At 69.4% G+C, this 18088-nt stretch carries 14 protein-coding genes; 4 read left to right on the forward strand and 10 right to left on the reverse strand.

Going from position 1 to position 18088, the window contains the following annotated elements; all coding sequences use genetic code 11:
* Positions 1-105 precede the first annotated feature (105 nt).
* From ABT001_RS07140 to ABT001_RS07155, 4 genes are read right to left on the reverse strand one after another with little or no spacing between them, the layout of a single operon-like run.
* Positions 106-825 (reverse strand): ABC transporter permease, encoded by a 720-nt coding sequence (locus tag ABT001_RS07140; RefSeq protein ID WP_351273508.1) that lies wholly within the window; start codon positions 823-825, stop codon positions 106-108.
* A 30-nt stretch (positions 826-855) separates the two neighbouring features.
* Complete coding sequence (locus ABT001_RS07145) at positions 856-1767, reverse strand: ABC transporter ATP-binding protein (RefSeq protein WP_351273510.1); 912 nt, start codon at positions 1765-1767, stop codon at positions 856-858.
* A complete protein-coding gene (locus tag ABT001_RS07150) occupies positions 1764-2672 on the reverse strand; it encodes an ABC transporter permease (RefSeq protein WP_351273513.1) in 909 nt (302 codons plus the stop codon). Before ABT001_RS07150 ends, ABT001_RS07145 begins: the two co-directional genes overlap by 4 nt.
* On the reverse strand, positions 2662-3675 hold the full coding sequence (locus ABT001_RS07155; RefSeq protein WP_351273680.1) for an ABC transporter ATP-binding protein: 1014 nt from the start codon (positions 3673-3675) through the stop codon (positions 2662-2664). The genes ABT001_RS07150 and ABT001_RS07155 overlap by 11 nt, the downstream gene beginning before the upstream one ends.
* Positions 3676-3926: 251 nt before the next feature.
* Here ABT001_RS07155 and ABT001_RS07160 point away from each other — a divergent pair, with 251 nt between their 5' ends.
* Both ABT001_RS07160 and ABT001_RS07165 read left to right on the forward strand, forming a co-directional pair.
* On the forward strand, positions 3927-5708 hold the full coding sequence (locus tag ABT001_RS07160; protein WP_351273515.1) for an SDR family oxidoreductase: 1782 nt from the start codon (positions 3927-3929) through the stop codon (positions 5706-5708).
* A gap of 293 nt (positions 5709-6001) precedes the next feature.
* Entirely contained in the window at positions 6002-6160 is a 159-nt protein-coding gene (locus ABT001_RS07165; RefSeq protein WP_351273517.1) for a hypothetical protein, read from the forward strand.
* An 18-nt stretch (positions 6161-6178) separates the two neighbouring features.
* On the opposite strand, the gene ABT001_RS07170 is transcribed toward ABT001_RS07165, so the two are convergent.
* Entirely contained in the window at positions 6179-6469 is a 291-nt protein-coding gene (locus ABT001_RS07170; RefSeq protein ID WP_351273520.1) for a hypothetical protein, read from the reverse strand.
* Between the two features lie 160 nt (positions 6470-6629).
* Here ABT001_RS07170 and ABT001_RS07175 point away from each other — a divergent pair, with 160 nt between their 5' ends.
* On the forward strand, positions 6630-7541 hold the full coding sequence (locus ABT001_RS07175) for an LLM class flavin-dependent oxidoreductase (RefSeq protein ID WP_351273523.1): 912 nt from the start codon (positions 6630-6632) through the stop codon (positions 7539-7541).
* Positions 7542-7675: 134 nt separating this feature from the next.
* On the forward strand, positions 7676-8518 hold the full coding sequence (locus ABT001_RS07180; RefSeq protein WP_351273525.1) for a Cof-type HAD-IIB family hydrolase: 843 nt from the start codon (positions 7676-7678) through the stop codon (positions 8516-8518).
* Here the strand turns inward: ABT001_RS07180 and ABT001_RS07185 are convergent, their stop codons facing one another.
* The 5 genes from ABT001_RS07185 to hisC form a co-directional block, all read right to left on the reverse strand.
* Positions 8519-10225 carry a sensor histidine kinase gene (locus ABT001_RS07185; protein ID WP_351273528.1) on the reverse strand — a complete coding sequence of 569 codons (1707 nt, stop codon included), beginning with the start codon at positions 10223-10225 and terminating at the stop codon, positions 8519-8521.
* A gap of 64 nt (positions 10226-10289) precedes the next feature.
* Complete coding sequence (gene cydD, locus ABT001_RS07190) at positions 10290-13862, reverse strand: thiol reductant ABC exporter subunit CydD (protein ID WP_351273530.1); 3573 nt, start codon at positions 13860-13862, stop codon at positions 10290-10292.
* A 74-nt stretch (positions 13863-13936) separates the two neighbouring features.
* Complete coding sequence (gene cydB / locus ABT001_RS07195; protein ID WP_351273533.1) at positions 13937-14938, reverse strand: cytochrome d ubiquinol oxidase subunit II; 1002 nt, start codon at positions 14936-14938, stop codon at positions 13937-13939.
* Positions 14939-14957: 19 nt separating this feature from the next.
* Positions 14958-16466 (reverse strand): cytochrome ubiquinol oxidase subunit I, encoded by a 1509-nt coding sequence (locus ABT001_RS07200; RefSeq protein ID WP_351273536.1) that lies wholly within the window; start codon positions 16464-16466, stop codon positions 14958-14960.
* Positions 16467-16791: 325 nt separating this feature from the next.
* Positions 16792-17871: a histidinol-phosphate transaminase gene (hisC, locus tag ABT001_RS07205; RefSeq protein WP_351273539.1), complete on the reverse strand. Its 1080-nt coding sequence runs from the start codon at positions 17869-17871 to the stop codon at positions 16792-16794.
* Positions 17872-18088 lie beyond the last annotated feature (217 nt).

The following is an 18088-nucleotide window of genomic DNA, read 5'->3' on the forward strand; positions in this document are numbered from 1 at the left end:
GCACAACGAGCCGACAACCGTACAGTCACGCGAACGGCTCACCGGACACGGAACAACCCCCGCCCGGTGGGCGGGGGTTGCGGAAGGGGTGCACGGCAGCCGGTCTCACTCCTCGCCGGCGAGCTTCAGTCCCCGCAGCTTCTGACCGGCGTACCAGGTGGCCGCGGCCGTGACGCCGACCAGCAGGACGGTCGCGAGCGGCAGACCGACGTCCGAGGTGATGAGACCGTCCCCGGCGACCTTCTCGGCGACCGAGAGGGACCACTGCTGCACGCTGAGCGTCCTGGCCCCCGGGACCAGGCTGCCGAACAGCGCCTCCCACACCAGTGCGTACACCAGCCCGAAGACCACCGCGTGCCGGCTGATCGTGCCCAGCAGCAGGAACAGCGCGCTGTACGCGATCGAGGCGACCAGCGCCGCGATCGTGTAGGCCACGGCGATCTGTCCACCGTTGCCGTTGAGGATCAGGCCCGCGACGAACGTCGGCAGCGCCGAGAAGAGCATCGTCACCGCCACGGCGACGATCAGCTTGGTGAAGATGATCGTGGGCCGCTTCACCGGCTTGGCGAGCAGGTAGACGATCGAACCGTCGTCGATCTCCGGCCCGATGGCGCCGGTCCCCGCGATGACCCCGATGAGCGGGACCATCGTGGCGATGGCGAAACCGCCCAGCACGCCGGACGCGACACCGTCATCGGCCCCGGCGAACGCCCGCACCGCCACGGCGATGGCGACGAGGAGGACCGGCAGGACGAACAGGATGGCGGCCCGGCGCCGGCCGAGCAGGGCCCGGTAGGTGAGCCGGGCGACTGTGGGGTCGTACATGACGCTTCACAGCTCCTTTCAGGCCACTACTCAGGCCGCTACGAGATAGGAAAAGACCGATTCGAGGGACTCGTCGGACGGTGAGACGGTGAGCAGCCGGATGCCGTGTTCGCGCGCGACCCTCGGCAGCAGCGTCGTGAACCGGCCGAAGTCGACCGCCTGGATGCGCAGGGCCCCTTCTGCCACATCGACGTCGATCCCCGCTGTCGAAGGGTCGGCGATGAGCGCGGCGGCGAGTGCCCGGTCGTCACTGGACCGGACGAGATAGCGGTGCGGCCGGTCCGTCATCAGACGGCGGATCTTCCGGAAGTCACCGGACGCGGCGTGGCGGCCCGCCACGATCACCTCGATGTGCGAGGCGAGCTGCTCGACCTCCTCGAGGATGTGGGAGGAGAAGAGCACCGTGCGGCCCTCCGCGCCCATGCGCCGCAGCAGTTCCATGAGATGCATCCGCTGGCGCGGGTCCATACCGTTGAACGGTTCGTCGAGGAGCAGCACCGACGGGTCGTGGACCAGCGCGGACGCCATCTTCACGCGCTGGCGCATGCCCTTGCTGTACGTCGAGATCTTGCGGTCCTGCGCGTACTCCATCTCGACGGTGGCCAGCGCCTTGTGCGCGGCCGCGTCGCCCAGTCCGTGCAGCTCGGCGTTGGCGACGACGAACTCGCGGCCGGTCAGAAAGTCGTACATGCCTTCCCGCTCGGGCACGATGCCGATCGCCTTGTAGACCGCCTCGTTGCGCCAGATCTGCGTGCCGTCGAGCGAGACCCTGCCGGTCGACGGCGCGAGGAATCCGGCCATCATGTTGATCAGTGTGGACTTGCCGGCTCCGTTGGGGCCGAGCAGCCCGGTGACCCCGGGGCCCACGGTCATGCTCACGTCGTTGACGGCGACCACGTTGCCGAACCAGCGGGAGGTGTGGTCGATCTCGATGGTGGTCACAGCCCGACCCTCCGGTAGCGGCGCATCAGTACGGCGTACGAGCCGGCGACGAGCGCGAGAACAACGATCAGATAGACCACACCGGCGGCGGCCCCGGGCCCTTCACCACCGGGGAAGGCGGAGGTGGCGCCGAGGAACGCGGTCTGCACCCCGTCGATCAGCGTGATGGGCGAGAACAGCCCGAGCCAGGTGATGGCTCCGGCCGAGTCCGTCTGCCAGGCGATCGCCTGGACGGTGGAGACCGCGCCGTAGGTGATGGTCAGTACGGCGATCACGGCGGCGACCCCGAAGCCCCGGCGCGGGGTCAGGGCGGCGACCACCAGTCCGAGCCCGGCGAACAGTACGGAGAGCAGTGCCACCGAAACCATCCCCTGCCCGAAGCCCTTGGTCTGATCCGCGAAGTCGAACTCGGCGAGCAACGCGCCCACATAGAGGATGACGAGGGGCAGCCCGGTGAGGATGAGCAGGGCCGAGGCCATCGCGGCGAACTTGGCGATCACGTAGTCGACGCGCTCGATCGGCCGCGAGAAGTACAGCGGCACGCTCTTGAAGCGCAGGTCCCTGGAGACGGACTGGGGCGCCTGGGAGGCGATGAAGAGTCCGATCACGGCCTGCAGGTAGATGGCGAAGTCGGTGTACCCGATGGGAAGTTTCGTCATGCCGGGCGCGTAGACGGCGACCGCGACGAGGATCAGCGCCACCAGGCACATCACCCCGCACAGCAGCATCGGCAGCACCTTGGACTTGGCGGACCTGCCCAGTCCGAACGAGCCGCGCAGGGACTGCGAGTACAGCGAGCGGCGGGCGTAGGCCCGGCCCAGGCGTACCCCGTCGTAGGAGCGGTATCCGATGTTGTGGATCCGGGAGGTCTCGCTCCCGGCCGCGGTCCCGGTCTCAGTGCTCATCGCGACCGCTTCCCTTCTGCTGTCCGGCACCCGCTGTCGCGGCCACGGCCGCCCGCGGTGCCTCTTCGGTCCGGAAGACCTCGGCGATGTGATGACGTCGCTGTTCCATCCGGATGAGCCCCAGCCCGAGGTGGGCGACGCTGTCGCGGACCACGTCGTACGTCTCGTCGCCGGTGGCCTCCACGAGGAGGATGTGGCCGGCCCCGGGCAGCCCTTCGGCGTCGAGGCCGTCGTGCCCGATGAGCTTGACCCCGGCCCCAGTGAGGGCCTGGCGCAGGGCGTCGGTGCCGTCCGGGTGGGTGTCGCTGTCGGTGACCTCGACCGCCAGCGTCGTGGTGGTCCGGGTGAAGTCCCTGGTGGAGCTGGATCGCAGCAGCGCGCCGCCGTCGATGACGACGACGTGGTCACAGGTCCGTTCGAGCTCACCGAGGAGGTGCGAGGTCACCAGCACGGAGATGCCGAAGTCGGTGTGGATCCTGCGGATCAGACCGAGCATCTCGTCGCGGCCGACGGGGTCCAGGCCGTTGGTCGGCTCGTCCAGAAGGACCAGCTCGGGGTCGTGGACCAGTGCCTGGGCCAGCTTCACCCGCTGTTTCATACCGGTCGAGTAGCCGCCGATGGGGCGGTAGCGCTCCTCGTACAGCCCGACATGGCGCAGCGTGTCCGCGGTGCGCTCACGCGCCGCGGTGGGCGGCAGCCCGGACATCCGCGCCATGTGTACGACGAACTCGGTGGCCGAGACGTCGGGAGGCAGGCAGTCGTGCTCGGGCATGTATCCGACCCGCTCCCGGATGGCGGCGCCTTCGGTGGCGACGTCGAGCCCGAGCACCGCGGCCCGGCCTTCGGTGGCGGGGGACAGACCCAGCAGGATCTTGATCAGCGTGGACTTGCCGGCCCCGTTGGAACCCACCAGACCGGTCACGCCCGGTCCGATGTCCAAGGAGAGCCGGTCAAGCGCGGTCACCCTCGGGAACCGCTTGCTCAGGCTTTCGGTTGCGATCACAGTCACGTCTTCGAAGGTAGTGGCGCGCACCACTGGAGTCGTCAGACCAGACGGTTGTATCCGCGTCCGACTCCAGGCGTACGGACCCGTAGGGGGACCCCCCACGAGGGAGTACCCCGACGTCCTTGCACGTCGCCCGTTGTCCACAGGTTCCGGGCATCCCTTGACGCGGCCGTGGGTCGGTTGCCACATTCAGCGGTGTCACGTTACGGACGCGTATCGCGACGCCGGCACAGGACAGAGGAGGCGGCGTGGATCTGCGAGGCGTTCGTGAGCGCTGGGTGCGTACGGGCGGGGTCGAGCTGTGCGTGGCCGAGTCGGGTGATCCGTCACGGCCGACGATCGTGCTGGTGCACGGGTATCCGGACAGCAAGGAGGTCTGGTCCCAGGTCGCGGAACGGCTGGCGGAGCAGTGGCACGTCGTGTTCTACGACGTGCGGGGACACGGCAGGTCGACGGCGCCCCGGCCGCTGCGTGGCGGCTTCACCCTGGAGAAGCTGACCGACGACTTCCTGGCCGTCGTCGACGCCGTGAGCCCGGACCGCCCCGTCCATGTGGTCGGTCACGACTGGGGCTCGGTCCAGTCCTGGGAGTTCGCGACGGTGGAGCGGACCAAGGGCCGGATCGCCTCGTTCACCTCGATGTCCGGACCGTCCCTCGACCACTTCGGGCACTGGATCAAGCAGCGGATGGCCCACCCGAGTCCGCGCCGGGTGGGTCAGTTGCTCGGGCAGGGCGCCAAGTCCTGGTACGTGTACGCGCTGCACACACCGGCCCTTCCCGAGATGGCCTGGCGCGGCGTGCTCGGCAGACAGTGGCCACGGATCCTGCGGCGCATGGAGAAGGTGCCCGCGGACGGGTACCCGACGGCATCGCTCCCTCGGGACGCGGCGCACGGCGCCTGGCTCTACCGGGACAACATCCGGTCCCGCCTGCGCCGTCCGCGCCCCGACGCGTACGCCCACGTACCGGTCCAGCTGATCACACCGACCGGTGACGCCTTCCTCTCGCCGTCGCTCCACGACGAACTGGACTCCTGGGTACCCCGGTTGCGGCGCCGCGCCCTGCCCGCCAAGCACTGGGTGCCGCGCACCAGACCGGATCAGCTGTCCGCCTGGATCAGCGAATTCGCCGACGGCGTGGAATCCGGCGCGCCGGACGGGACCGTCACGGCGAGTGTGTCCGGGGCGGCGGCGCCGTCCGCCCATGGGGAGCGGTTCGGTGGGCAGTTGGTCCTGGTGACAGGGGCGGCATCGGGCATCGGCCGTGCCACAGCGCTGGCGTTCGCGGTTTCGGGGGCGCGTGTGGTGGCGGTGGACCTGGACGCGGAGGGCGCCGCGAGGACCGCGGAGGAGGCCCGGCTGATCGGCGCACCCGGCGCGTGGGGCGAAGTGGTGGACGTCGGCGACGAGCTGGCGATGGAGAAGCTGGCGGAGAAGGTCGCCTCCGAACACGGCGTCGTGGACGTCCTGGTGAACAACGCCGGCATCGGACTGTCGGGGTCGTTCCTCGACACGACGAGCGAGGACTGGCGGAGGGTTCTCGACGCCAACCTGTGGGGAGTCATCCATGGCTGCCGGATCTTCGGCGGGCAGATGGCAGAGCGAGGACAGGGCGGCCACATCGTCAACGTCGCTTCGGCAGCCGCACATCAGCCGTCACGGGTGCTGTCCGCGTACAGCACGTCCAAGGCGGCGGTGCTGATGCTCAGCGAGTGCCTGCGCGCGGAGCTGGCCGAACGGTCGATCGGGGTCAGTGCGCTGTGTCCGGGGTTCATCGACACGGGAATCACCGGTACCGCGCACTTCGCCGGCGTCGACGAGCCGGAGGAGGAACGCCTGCGGAAGCGGACGGCCCGGCTGTACTCCCTGCGCAACTACCCCGCGGAGAAGGTCGCTCAGGCGATTCTGGACGCCGTGGTGCACAACCGTGCCGTGGTACCGGTGACGCCCGAGGCCCACGGTTTGCGCTGGCTGTCCCGGGTCAGCCCGTCGGCACGTCGCGGCGTGGCTCGCCTCCGGCCACCTCTGTAAGCGCGTACGTGGACGGGCCCGTTCGCTGCTTGCATACGCCAAGCCGCGTGTGCCGCCCGGCCGGTTCGCGTGTGTGGGCAAGCGACGCCCACAATCGACCTCAGGAGCGCCGCACTTCGTCATGTTGGCGCCACGAAACGGGACTTGGTGGAGCACACGAGCTTTTCTCCCCATAACCCCGCAGAGACAAGCATGTTGGACAAATGCCATTTATAGCACGCCACTTGTCCACAGGGACGCCAAAAACCCTGTGGATAACCTTAGTTGGCTGTGGATCAAACCTGATGACAGCCATGAGCATCGAAACGTTGAGTGAAATCGGGGTGCGCCGGACGAGGCGCCACGGGCACGCCGAGGGGACGACCGAGCGAAGCACCGTCAAGCTGTACAAGCACCTGTCCAAGCACCGGTCGGCCTTCCGCGCCTACGTGGGTGACCGGGTGCCTCCGTGAATGACCGACCGGCCGCAGTCAGCGCTTGATCTCGCCGAGACCCGCACGCAGGTCGTCGAGGTTCATGACGGGCTGCAGGGCGATCTTGGAACCCGTGTGGAACAAGGGCTCCATGAGTGGTGGCATCTGGGCCGAGTCCTGCATGTCGAAGACCATCAGACAGGTGCGCTGACCGTTCTGGACGGTGAAGTACGCCGCTTCGGGCTTCAGCTGCTCCACGACCTCCTGAACGATCTTGGGCATGGTTCCGTCGGACACCGCACGGTTCGACGTCTCGGTGTCCATCTGTGCGGTGAGCAGCATCCTCATGACGACTCACTCCTTCCGGCGAACCGCGCCGGTGCCGTGCACACGCGCGGGCAGGACCGGCCGGGTTCGACTCCAGCGTCTCGCCGGCCCCACACCTCGGCAAGCCCGGAGGCGGCGCACATCTGCGGACATCAGCGGCCCCCGTCCCGCCGCCTCTCGTATGGTCGTCACCATGCGTCTGAGTACTGTGATCCTGCCGATCTACCGCTGGCACGACGAAGGACGGGAGGTGTGGAGGCGAGCCGAGGAGCTGGGGTTCCACGCCGCCTACACCTACGACCACCTTGCCTGGCGGACCTTCCGTGACGGCCCGTGGTTCGGAGCCGTCCCGACCTTGACCGCCGCCGCCGCGGCCACCGAGCGCCTGCGCCTGGGCACCCTCGTCACCTCACCCAACTTCCGGCACCCTGTGACGCTCGCCAAGGACCTCATCACGCTGGACGATGTCTCCGGCGGACGGATCACGCTCGGCATCGGCGCGGGCGGTAACGGCTTCGACGCCACCACACTGCTACGGGCCGACGAAGAGCCCTGGGCCCCGCGTGAACGCGCCGACCACTTCGAGGAGTTCGTCCCACTGCTCGACCGGCTGCTCCGAGAGCCGTCCGTGACGCAGGAAGGCCGGTTCTACTCCGCGAACGAGGCCCGGAACATCCCCGGCTGTGTACAGCGCCCCCGGCTGCCCTTCGCGGTCGCCGCCACCGGGCCGCGTGGACTGAGGCTCGCGGCACGCCACGGTCAGGCGTGGGTGACCACGGGTGATCCGAAGCTGTACGAGTCCGGTACCCCTGAACAGTCCGTCGCCGCCCTCCGAGGCCAGATCACCCGGCTGGGAGCGGCCTGCCAAGAAGCCGGCCGGGACGTCGCCGAGCTGGACAAGATCCTGCTCACCGGATTCACCCCGGGGCGCCCGCTGCAGTCCCTCGACGCCTTCGTGGACTTCGCGGGACGCCACTTCGACCTCGGATTCACCGAGATCGTCGTCCACTGGCCGGTGCCGGACTCCGACTTCGCCCTGCCACCCGAGGTGTTCGAGCAGATCGCCACCGAGGCGTTGGCGCAGCTCCGCTGATCACGGTTGCGCCGGGCGGTCACCCGGCGCGCCGTCGGCATATGCCGCAGTCATGTTCCGCAGCTCAGCGACCCGCGCTCTCAGATGGGCGCCCCTCTGCACGCCCGTGCGACTCCGTGCGGGAGAATGGCGGGGTGACCTCAGCTACCGACTCGCCTCTGCCTGCTGTGACCCGGCTGATCGCCACCGATCTGGACGGCACCCTGCTGCGCGACGACAAGACCCTGTCGGACCGTACGACCGCCGCCCTGGCTGCCGCCGAGGCGGCGGGGATCGAGGTCTTCTTCGTCACCGGGCGGCCCGCCCGCTGGATGGACGTCGTCAGCCCTCATGTGCAGGGCCACGGCATGGCGATCTGCGCCAACGGCGCCGCGGTCGCCGATCTCCACGAAGGCCGTCTGCTCAAGGTCTACCCCCTGGACCGCGCGACCGCCCTGCACGTGGTCGACGTACTGCGCGAGGCGGCTCCCGGGGTGTCGTTCGCCGTCGAGCTGTCCACGGGCATCCACTACGAACCGGCATACCCCCCGTTCCACATGGACCCGGGTGCCACGGTCGCCGTCGCGGAGAAGCTGCTCCACGAGGAGGCGCCCGGCACCGGCCACCCGGTCCTCAAGGTCCTCGCACACCACCCCGAACTGACCCCGGACGCCTTTCTCGCGCTGGCCCGCGAACGCGCGGGCGACCGTGCGTCGGTCACGCGGTCCAGCCCCACCGCGCTGCTGGAGATCAGCGGCCTCGGGGTCTCCAAGGCGGGCACACTCGCCGCGTGCTGCGCGGAGCGCGGGATCACCCCGGACGAGGTGGTCGCCTTCGGTGACATGCCCAACGACGTGGAGATGCTGAGCTGGGCGGGTGCCTCGTTCGCCATGGGCAACGCCCATCCGGCCGCTGTCGCCGCCGCATCCGGTGTGACGCTGACCAACGACGAGGACGGTGTCGCCGTCGTCATCGAGCGGATCCTGGCCTCCCGCTGATCAGAGCGGGACCTGCCAGGTCACCGTCGTACCGTTGGTGTCGTCCCCGCCCCCCGGCCCGAACCAGCTCGCGCCTCCCAGGGACTCTGCGCGCCGGGCCAGGTTGCGCAGGCCGCTGCGCCGACCACCGTCCGGAATCCCCACCCCGTCGTCCGTGACCGTCAGCCGTACCGCGTCCCGGCCGTCGGGCAGCACCGCGGTCGCGTCCACTTTCACGTCGACGTGCGAGGCCCGCGCGTGCCGGAACGTGTTGGACAGCGCCTCACGCAGCGCCGCGATGAGGTTCTTACCCGCGAGCTCCCCCACCAGCGAGTCGACAGCGCCCACAAAACGGTGCGAGGGCATGAACCCCAGAGGCACCGCCGCCATGTTGATCTCCCGCAGCACCCGGGTCCGCAGCCCCGACGGCGCCTCGGCCGGTTCCTGCTGCAACGCGAAGATGGCCGTGCGGATCTCCTGGATGGTCACGTCCAGCTCGTCCACGGCCCGTCCGATGCCGGCCTGCACCGCGGGCACCGTGGAGCGCCGCTGCGCACCCTCCAGCATGATTCCGGTGGCGAAAAGCCGTTGGATGACCAGGTCATGGAGGTCCCGGGCGATCCGGTCCCGGTCCTCGTAGACGGCGAGGCTCTCCCGGTCCCGCTGCGCCTCGGCCAGCTTCAGCGCCAGTGCGGCCTGTCCGGCGAAATGCTTGGCCAGCAACCGCTCCGCCCGGGTGAACGGCCGGCCGCCCCGGCCTCGTGGGATGGAAAGCGCTCCGAGCACCCGGCCACCGCTGCGCAGGGGAAGCAGCATGTGCGGACCGAATTGATCGGCCAGCCCGGTGATCAGACGGGTGTCGGTCGCCGAATCGTCCAGGAAGACCTCCTCACCCCTCAGAAGGGCGGCGGCCACCGGGCTCTGCGGCGGAATGATCACTCCCAGAGAAGCGGAAGGCTCGTCCCCGGAGACGGCGACGATCTCCAGGCCTCCCTCCTCGGCCGGGAGCAGCACGATGCCGGCCGCGGCGTCGGCGAGGCGCCGCGCCTGTTCGGCGACGACCGCGAGCGCCTCGTCGGCGTCCCCGGCGGAGAGCAGTGCCGTGGTGACGGCCACCGAGCCGTCGATCCACTGTTCACGCTGTCGGGCCGCGTCGTACGTCCGTGCATGGCCGATCGCGATCCCGGCCTCCGTGGCCAGCACACGCAGCATGTGCAGCTCGTCGTCACCGAAGGCGCCCCCGTCACGCTTCTCCATCACGTAGAGGTTGCCGAAGATCGTGCCCTGGACCCGGATCGGGACCCCGAGGAAGGTGCGCATCTCCGGGTGGCCGGCCGGGAACCCGCAGAAGCGTGGGTCGTCCGCCAGATCCTCCAGGCTGATGGGCACGCCTTCCTGGATCAGCGCTCCCAGCAGACCGGTGTGCCCGTCAGGCGGGCGGCCGATCTCCCGGGCGGTCTCCTCGGACACCCCGTGGGTGATGAAGTCGCTCAGCGCTTCACCGGGCTTCTCCACGACGCCGATGGCCGCGTAACGGGCGTGGGCGAGTTCGGCCGCGGTCTCGCAGATGCGCTCCAGGGTCGCGTGCAGTTCGAGGCCCGTGCCGACGGACCTCGTCGCTTCCAGCAGCTGCGGAACACGTGCGGTCAGCTCCTCGGAGAGCCCTCGCAGACTTCCGGTGCTCCGCTTCGCCACTGCGGGCGCGTCCTTCGAATCCGGCTCGGGCATGATCCGAGCCTAGTAAGCACCGAATGGTCCGGAAAGTCGGAGAGCTGGGGTGGGAGTGCCGCCCTCAGCCGCCTGCCGGTACGGGCACCGCCCTCACCCGCTCCGACGCGGCGCCCACCGGGGCCTGTTCGCGTTCGAGCATCCGGCGCAGCGGACCGTCCTGCGCGGCCAGGGCGGTGTACGGGCCCTGCTGCACCACCCGGCCCCCGTCCAGCACCAGGACCTCGTCCACCGCCGCGAGTCCCGCCAGCCGGTGGGTGATCAGTACGGTCGTGCGCCCCTGGGTAGCGGCCAGCAGATCAACGGTCAGCGCGTCCGCCGTCGCCAGGTCGAGGTGCTCCGCGGGCTCATCGAGCACGAGTACGGGGAAGTCGGCCAGAAGCGCACGGGCCAGCGCCAGTCGCTGCCGCTGACCACCCGACAGCCGTGCCCCGTGTTCACCCACCAGTGTGTCGAGGCCGTCGGGCAGCGAGCGGACCCAGTCCAGCAGCCGGGCCGCGGCGAGGGCGTCAGCCAACTCACCGTCGGTCGCGCCGGTACGGGCGAGCCGCAGGTTCTCGCGGATGGAGCTGTCGAAGACATGAGCGTCCTGGGCACACAGCCCGACGAAGGTCCGGACCGTGTCCCCGTCCAGCGCGGACGCCTCGACACCGCCGAGCCGGTACGTGCCCTCCCTGGCGTCCTGGAAACGGAGCAGGACCTGGGCGAGCGTGGTCTTCCCCGAACCGGACGGGCCCACGACGGCGACCCGCTTCCCGCGGTGCAGCCTCAGATCGACGGAGTGCAGGGCATCGTGGTCCGCGCCCTCGTAGCGGGCCGACAGCCCTCGTACGTCGAGCGGGAAGGGCGACTCCGGCGCCTCGGCCGGCTCGGTGGGCTCCCCGACCGGTACGGCGGCGTCCAGCACCTCGAAGACCCGCTCCGCGCTCCGCTTGATCCGCCGGCGGTACTGCACCGCGAGCGGCAGCCCCGTCACCGCTTCGAACGCGGCGAGCGGGGTGAGTACGACGACGGCGAGCGCGACCCCCTCCAGCCGTCCGTCGTACACGGCGGGCAGCGCCACGAGCGCGGCCCCCACGACGGTGAGCCCGCAGATCAGTGCGGAGAGTCCGCCGCCCAACGCGGTCGCGGCCGCCGTGCGGGAGGCGATCCGGGTGAGGGCGCCGTCCGCCTCGCGCACCTTCCCCTTACGGGCGGGAAGCGCACCCGCGACAGTCAGCTCGGCCGTCCCCCCGAGCAGATCGGCGACCCGGACGGCCAGCGCGGCACGGGCGGGCGCCAGTTGGAACTCGGCGCGCCGCGCGAAGGCGCCGCTCAGCAATGGAACGCCCACGCCCGCGAGGAGCAGCCCGGCCGCCAGGACGGCACCCGCCTCCGGCAGCATCCAGCCGGTGAAGGCAACGGATCCCACGCCGACCACGAGTGCGGTCCCCACGGGCAGCAGCCAGCGCAGCCAGTAGTCCTGCAACGCGTCCACGTCGGAGACCAGCCTGGACAGCAGGTCGCCTCGCCGCGCGGCGCGCAGACCGGCGGGCGCGATGCGCTCCAGCCCTCGGTACACGGCCACTCTGAGCTCGGCGAGCATGCACAGCACGGCATCGTGGGACACCAGCCGCTCCGCGTAACGGAAGACGGCCCTCCCGAGACCGAAGGCCCGGGTCGCGGTGACCGCGACCATCAGATACAGCACCGGGGGCTGCTCGGAGGCGCGTGAGATCAGCCAGCCGGAGACAGCCATGAGGCCGACCGAGGACGCCACCGCGAGGCTGCCCAGCAACAGGGCCAGGCCCAGCTTCCCGTGCTGCGCACCGGCGGCCTCCCGCACCCGTGCGAGCACACGGCCGCCGGCCCTGGGGGCGGTGTCCCTGAGCAGTTCGGTGCTCTCCGCGAGCAGTGCGGGCTCCCCCGCGCCCGGGCGCCGGACATCGTCCCGGTGGCCTGGGTCGTCAGAACCGGGCACCCTCCCGCCTTCGGACTCCGTGCGATCGGCCGCAGGCCCGCCCGTACCCGGTTCCAGCACCACGACCCGGTCCGCGACCGCGAGCAGCGCCGGCCGGTGCACGACCAGGAGCACAGTGCGCCCCTCGGCCAGCCGCCGCACCGCGTCGACGATGCCCGCCTCCGTCTCGCCGTCCAGGCTCGCCGTCGGCTCGTCGAGCAGCAGCACGGGCCGGTCCGCGAGAAAGGCCCGCGCCAGTGCGAGGCGCTGTCGCTGCCCTGCGGAGAGTCCGGCACCGTCCTCGCCCAGCGACGTCCCGATGCCGTCCGGCAGCGCGTCCACGAAGTCGTACGCCCCTGCCTCCCGCAGCGCGGCCATGACCGCCGTGTCGTCCGCATCGGGGCGTGCCAGCCGTACGTTCTCCGCGATCGTCCCGGCGAAGAGATGGGGCCGCTGGGGCACCCAGGCGATCTGCTCGCGCCAGCGTTCGGGGGAGAGGGCCGACAGATCGGTACCGCCGACCCGCACCCTTCCCTCGTCCGGTGGGGTGAACCCGAGCACCACACCGAGAAGCGTGGATTTTCCGACGCCGCTGGGGCCGACGAGGGCGACGGTCTCCCCCGGCTCGACCACGAGGGAGGCGGCAGCCGGAGCCGGCTCGCTCCGGCCCTGGTGCCGGACCGTCACCCCTTCCAGCTCCAGCCGCAGCAACTGCGGTACGTCCTGGGAGCGGACGGCCGCGGGCTCGGTCTCCAGCACCGCGAAGATCTCCTCGGCTGCCGAGAGCCCTTCCGCGGCCGCGTGGTACTGCGCGCCTACCTGCCGGATGGGCAGGTAGGCCTCCGGCGCCAGGATGAGCACCACCAGCCCCGTGTAGAGGTCGAGCTCCCCGTGGACGAGCCGCATCCCGATGGTGACGGCGACCAGAGCCACGGAGAGAGTCGCCAGCAACTCCAGGGCGAAGGAGGAGAGAAAGGCGAGCCGCAGGGTCTTCAGCGTGGCCTGGCGGTACTGCGAGGTGATGCTGCGGATCGATTCGGCCTGCGCCTTGGCCCGTCCGAAGACCTTCAGCGTCGGGAGTCCGGCGACCACGTCGAGGAAATGCCCGGAGAGCCGTGACAGCAGCTGCCACTGACGGTCCATCCGGGACTGGGTGGCCCATCCGATCAGAATCATGAAGAGCGGGATCAGCGGCAGCGTCACCACGATGATGGCCGCCGAGACCCAGTCCTCGGTGACGATCCGGGCCAGGACGGCCACCGGAACGACGACCGCCAGGCCGAGCTGAGGGACGTAACGCGAGAAGTAGTCGTCGAGGGCGTCGACGCCCCGGGTCGCCAGAGCGATCAACGCCCCGGTGCGCTGGCCGCTCAGCCAGTCCGGCCCCAGGCCGGAGGCACGTTCCATGAGCCGTCCGCGCAGCTCGGACTTGACCGCGGCGCTCGCCCGATACGCGGCCAGTTCGGTCAGCCAGGCCACGGAGGCCCGCCCCAGCGCGACAGCGGCGAGCAGGAGCAGCGGTGTACGGAGTCCGGCAACGGTCAGCCCGCCCTCGAACCCGCCCACCACCACTTCGGCCACGAGCATGGCCTGGGCGATGACCAGGGCGGCTCCGACGAGGCCCAGCGCCACCACGGCCGCCAGGAAGAACCGGGTGGCCCGGGCGTAACGGAGTAGACGCGGGTCGATCGGTTTCACGTGAAACAGCTCCTCAGTGAGCTCATGTCATTCGGTCGCTCAGCCGCTCGGACTCAGCGCGCGTTCAGCTCGGCTCAGTGCGCGTCGGCGATGTGGTGGGTGCCGATGCGCTTGCGGAACACCCAGTACGTCCAGCCCTGGTAGAGCAGCACCACCGGAGTGGCGATGCCGGCACACCAGGTCATGATCTTGAGGGTGTACGGACTGGAGGAGGCGTTGGAGACCGTCAGATTCCACGCGTCGTTCAGCGAGGACGGCATGACGTTCGGGAAGAGCGTCAGGAAGAGCATCGCCACCGCGGCCGCGATGGTCACACCGGAGAACGCGAAGGACCAGCCCTCGCGTCCCGCCGCGATGGCGCCGATGGCCAGCACCAGCGACACCACGGCGATGATCAGCGCCGTCAGGCTCCAGCCGTTGCCGTTGTCCGCCTGGGTCCAGGCGAGGAAGGCGAGTGCGAGCACCGCCGTGGCCGGACCCAGCTTGAGCGCCAGCCCGCGTGCACGCTTCCTGATGTCCCCGACGGTCTTGAGCGCGGCGAACACCGAGCCGTGAAAAGTGAAGAGGAACAGTGTGACCAGCCCGCCCAGGACCGCGTACGGGTTGAGCAGGTCCGCGAGGTTGCCGACGTACTCCATGTCGGCATCGATCTTCACCCCGCGGACGATGTTCCCGAAGGCCACCCCCCAGAGCACGGCCGGGATCAGTGAGGTCCAGAAGATCGCGTGTTCCCAGTTCGTCTGCCAGCGCTCCTCGGGCCGCTTCGCCCGGTACTCGAACGCCACCCCGCGCACGATCAGGCACAGGAGGATGACCAGCAGAGGCAGGTAGAAGCCGGAGAACAGGGTGGCGTACCACTCCGGGAACGCCGCGAAGGTCGCGCCGCCCGCGCTGAGCAGCCACACCTCGTTCCCGTCCCAGACCGGCCCGATCGTGTTGATCAGGACCCGGCGCTCCTTGCGGTCACGCGCCAGCAGTTTGGTGAGGACCCCGATACCGAAGTCGAAACCCTCCAGGAAGAAGTAGCCGGTCCACAGAACGGCGATGAGCACGAACCAGACGTCGTGGAGTTCCATCTCTCAGCTCCGCTTGATCTCAGTAGGAGAAGGCCATCGGCCGGTCGGCGTCCTGGTCGTGACCGCCGATCCGGGTGGGCGGGTTGAGGTCGGACTCGGTGAGTTCGGGCGGTCCGGCCTTGACGTACTTCAGGAGGAGCCTGACCTCGATGACGGCCAGCACCGCGTAGAGCGCCGTGAAGCCGATCATGGAGGTGAGGACCTCGCTCTGCGAGACCCCGGGAGAGACGGCGTCACGGGTCTGGAACACCCCGTAGACCACCCAGGGCTGCCGTCCCATCTCGGTGAAGATCCAGCCCCAGGAGTTGGCGATCAGAGGGAAGAGCATGGTCCAGAGAGCTGTGAGCCAGTAGAGCCTGGCGAGCTTCGGGCTCAGCGCCTTGTTCCTGAACAGGACGAGATTGGGCACCTCGTCCTCCCCGGTGCGCAGCGCCGCCGGCAGCAGGAACTTCCGCCGTGTGAGCCACAGTCCCAGCAGGCCGAGCCCGAAGGACGCCATCCCGAAGCCGATCATCCAGCGGAAGCTCCAGAAGGCGACCGGGATGTTGGGCCGGTAGTCACCGGGCCCGTAGGTCTCCTGCAACTGCTTGTTGATGTCGTTGATGCCCGGGACGTACGAGGTGAACGTGTTGTCCGCGAGGAAGGAGAGCACTCCGGGTATGGAGACCTCCACGTCGTTGTGCCCCTCGGCCACGTCACCGACCGCGAAGAGCGAGAAGGGAGCTCCGTCCTCCCCTTCCCAGAGGGCCTCCGCGGCAGCCATCTTCATCGGCTGCTGCTTGAACATCACCTTGCCGAGCGTGTCCCCGCTGACCGCGGTGAGCATGCCCGCGGCCACCACCGTGACCAGCCCGACCCGCAGCGAGGTGCGCATCACACGGATGTGCTTCCTGCGGGCCAGGTGGAAGGCGGAGATGCCGACCATGAAGGCGCCACCGACGAGGAAGGCCGCCGTGATGGTGTGGAAGAACTGGGTGAGCGCGGTGTCCTGGGTGAGCACCTTCCAGAAGTCGGTGAGCTCGGCACGGCCGCGTTCCTCGTTGATCCGGTAACCGACCGGGTGCTGCATCCAGGAGTTGGCGGCCAGGATGAAGAACGTCGAGAGGATGGTGCCGATGGACACCATCCAGATGCAGGCGAGGTGGATCTTCTGTGGCAGCTTGTCCCAGCCGAAGATCCACAGTCCGATGAAGGTGGACTCGAAGAAGAACGCGATCAGAGCCTCGAAGGCGAGCGGGGCACCGAAGACGTCACCGACGAACCGCGAGTAGTCGGACCAGTTCATGCCGAACTGGAACTCCTGGACGATGCCCGTGACCACACCCATGGCGATGTTGATCAGGAAGAGCTTGCCCCAGAACTTCGTCGCCCTGAGGTACTTCTCGTTCTCCGTACGCACCCAGGCGGTCTGCAGGCCCGCGGTGAGCGCGGCGAGAGAGATCGTCAGAGGGACGAACAGGAAGTGGTAGACGGTGGTGATGCCGAACTGCCATCGCGCCAGGGTCTCTGGTGCCAGAGCCAGGTCCACGACTCTTCTCCTTACGTCGCCGTGATCACAGCCGCAGATTTGCCCGGTCAATCCACCCGAAGGCGGGAGGAAACGGGGCGCGCTTGTGAACGCGTTCACATTCACAAGCATTATGGCGCACATGTCTTCGAAGCCATCGAGTGGGGGTACGTTTCCGGCCGGACCGGTTGATCGCCGGGCCGGGAAGGCCCGACCAGCCGGAACCGGACAGTCTCCGCGGTATACGAGGGGGCAGGAAAAGCGCCGGCCCCGCACCTCGGCGACCGAGGTGCGGGGCCGGCGGAGGGCCGTCGCGGGACGTCCGCGCCGCTACAGCCGACGGCCGCTACAACCCCTGACGGAAGGACTCCGCCACCTTCAGGAACACGTCATTGGCCTCGGCCTCACCGATCGTGACCCGGACGCCCTCACCGGCGAAGGGCCGCACGACCACACCCGCCTGCTCGCAGGCCGCGGCGAATTCCAGCGTCCGGTCCCCGAGCCTCAGCCACACGAAGTTCGCCTGGGACTCCGGAACGGTCCAGCCCTGCCGCACGAGCCCTTCGTACACCCGGGCACGCTCACCGACCAGCGAACCGACCCGCCCCAGCAGCTCGTCCTCGGCGCGCAGCGAGGCGACCGCCGCGTCCTGGGCGACCTGACTGACGCCGAAGGGGACAGCCGTCTTGCGCAGCGCCGCCGCCACGGGCTCGTGCGCGACGGCGAAGCCGACCCGCAGCCCCGCGAGGCCGTACGCCTTGGAGAAGGTCCGGAGCACCGCGACGTTGGGCCGGTCCCGGTAGATCTCGATCCCGTCCGGTACGTCGGCGTCACGGATGAACTCCCTGTACGCCTCGTCGAGCACGACGAGGACATCGTCCGGAACGCGGTCCAGGAACCTCTCGAGCTCCGCCCGGCGCACCACGGTCCCGGTCGGGTTGTTCGGATTGCAGACGAAGATCATCCGAGTCCGGTCGGTGACCGCGCCGGCCATGGCGTCGAGATCGTGCACCTCTCCGCCGGTCAGAGGAACCTTGATCGATGTCGCGCCGCTGATCTGCGTGATGATCGGGTACGCCTCGAACGAGCGCCAGGCGTAGATGACCTCGTCCCCCGGGCCGGAGGTGGCCTGCAGCAGCTGCTGGGCGACGCCGACCGATCCCGTACCGGTGGCCAGATGGGAGACGGGCACACCGAACCGGTCGGCCAGTTCGTTCATCAGGCCGGTGCAGGCCATGTCCGGATACCGGTTGAAGGCTGCGGCCGCGGAGAGCACCGACTCCATGACGCCGGGCAACGGGGGGTACGGGTTCTCGTTGGAGGAGAGCTTGAAGGCAACAGGCCCCTCCGCGGATGCCGGCTTGCCCGGCACATACGCAGGGACGCCGTCCAGTTCGGCGCGCAGCTTGGGGCTCGTCTCGCTCACCGCAGGTCCTCCTCGACCATCCGTACACATCAATACTGCTCACCTTATGAGGATTGGGCACCTGTGCGAATGGCCAGGCTCTGAAATCTCCTGCCCGGCGGGGACCGCCCACCTTGCGCGGCTCCGGGTGGATTCGGGAGGGGAGCGCCGCACTTTCCGCCGCGCGCCGGTCGCTCGCTCCGTGGCGCGCATCCCTCGAACAGGTGAGTTGAGACCT

The sequence above is a fragment of the Streptomyces sp. NPDC002793 genome, from assembly GCF_040295485.1.
Taxonomy (GTDB): Bacteria; Actinomycetota; Actinomycetes; order Streptomycetales; family Streptomycetaceae; genus Streptomyces.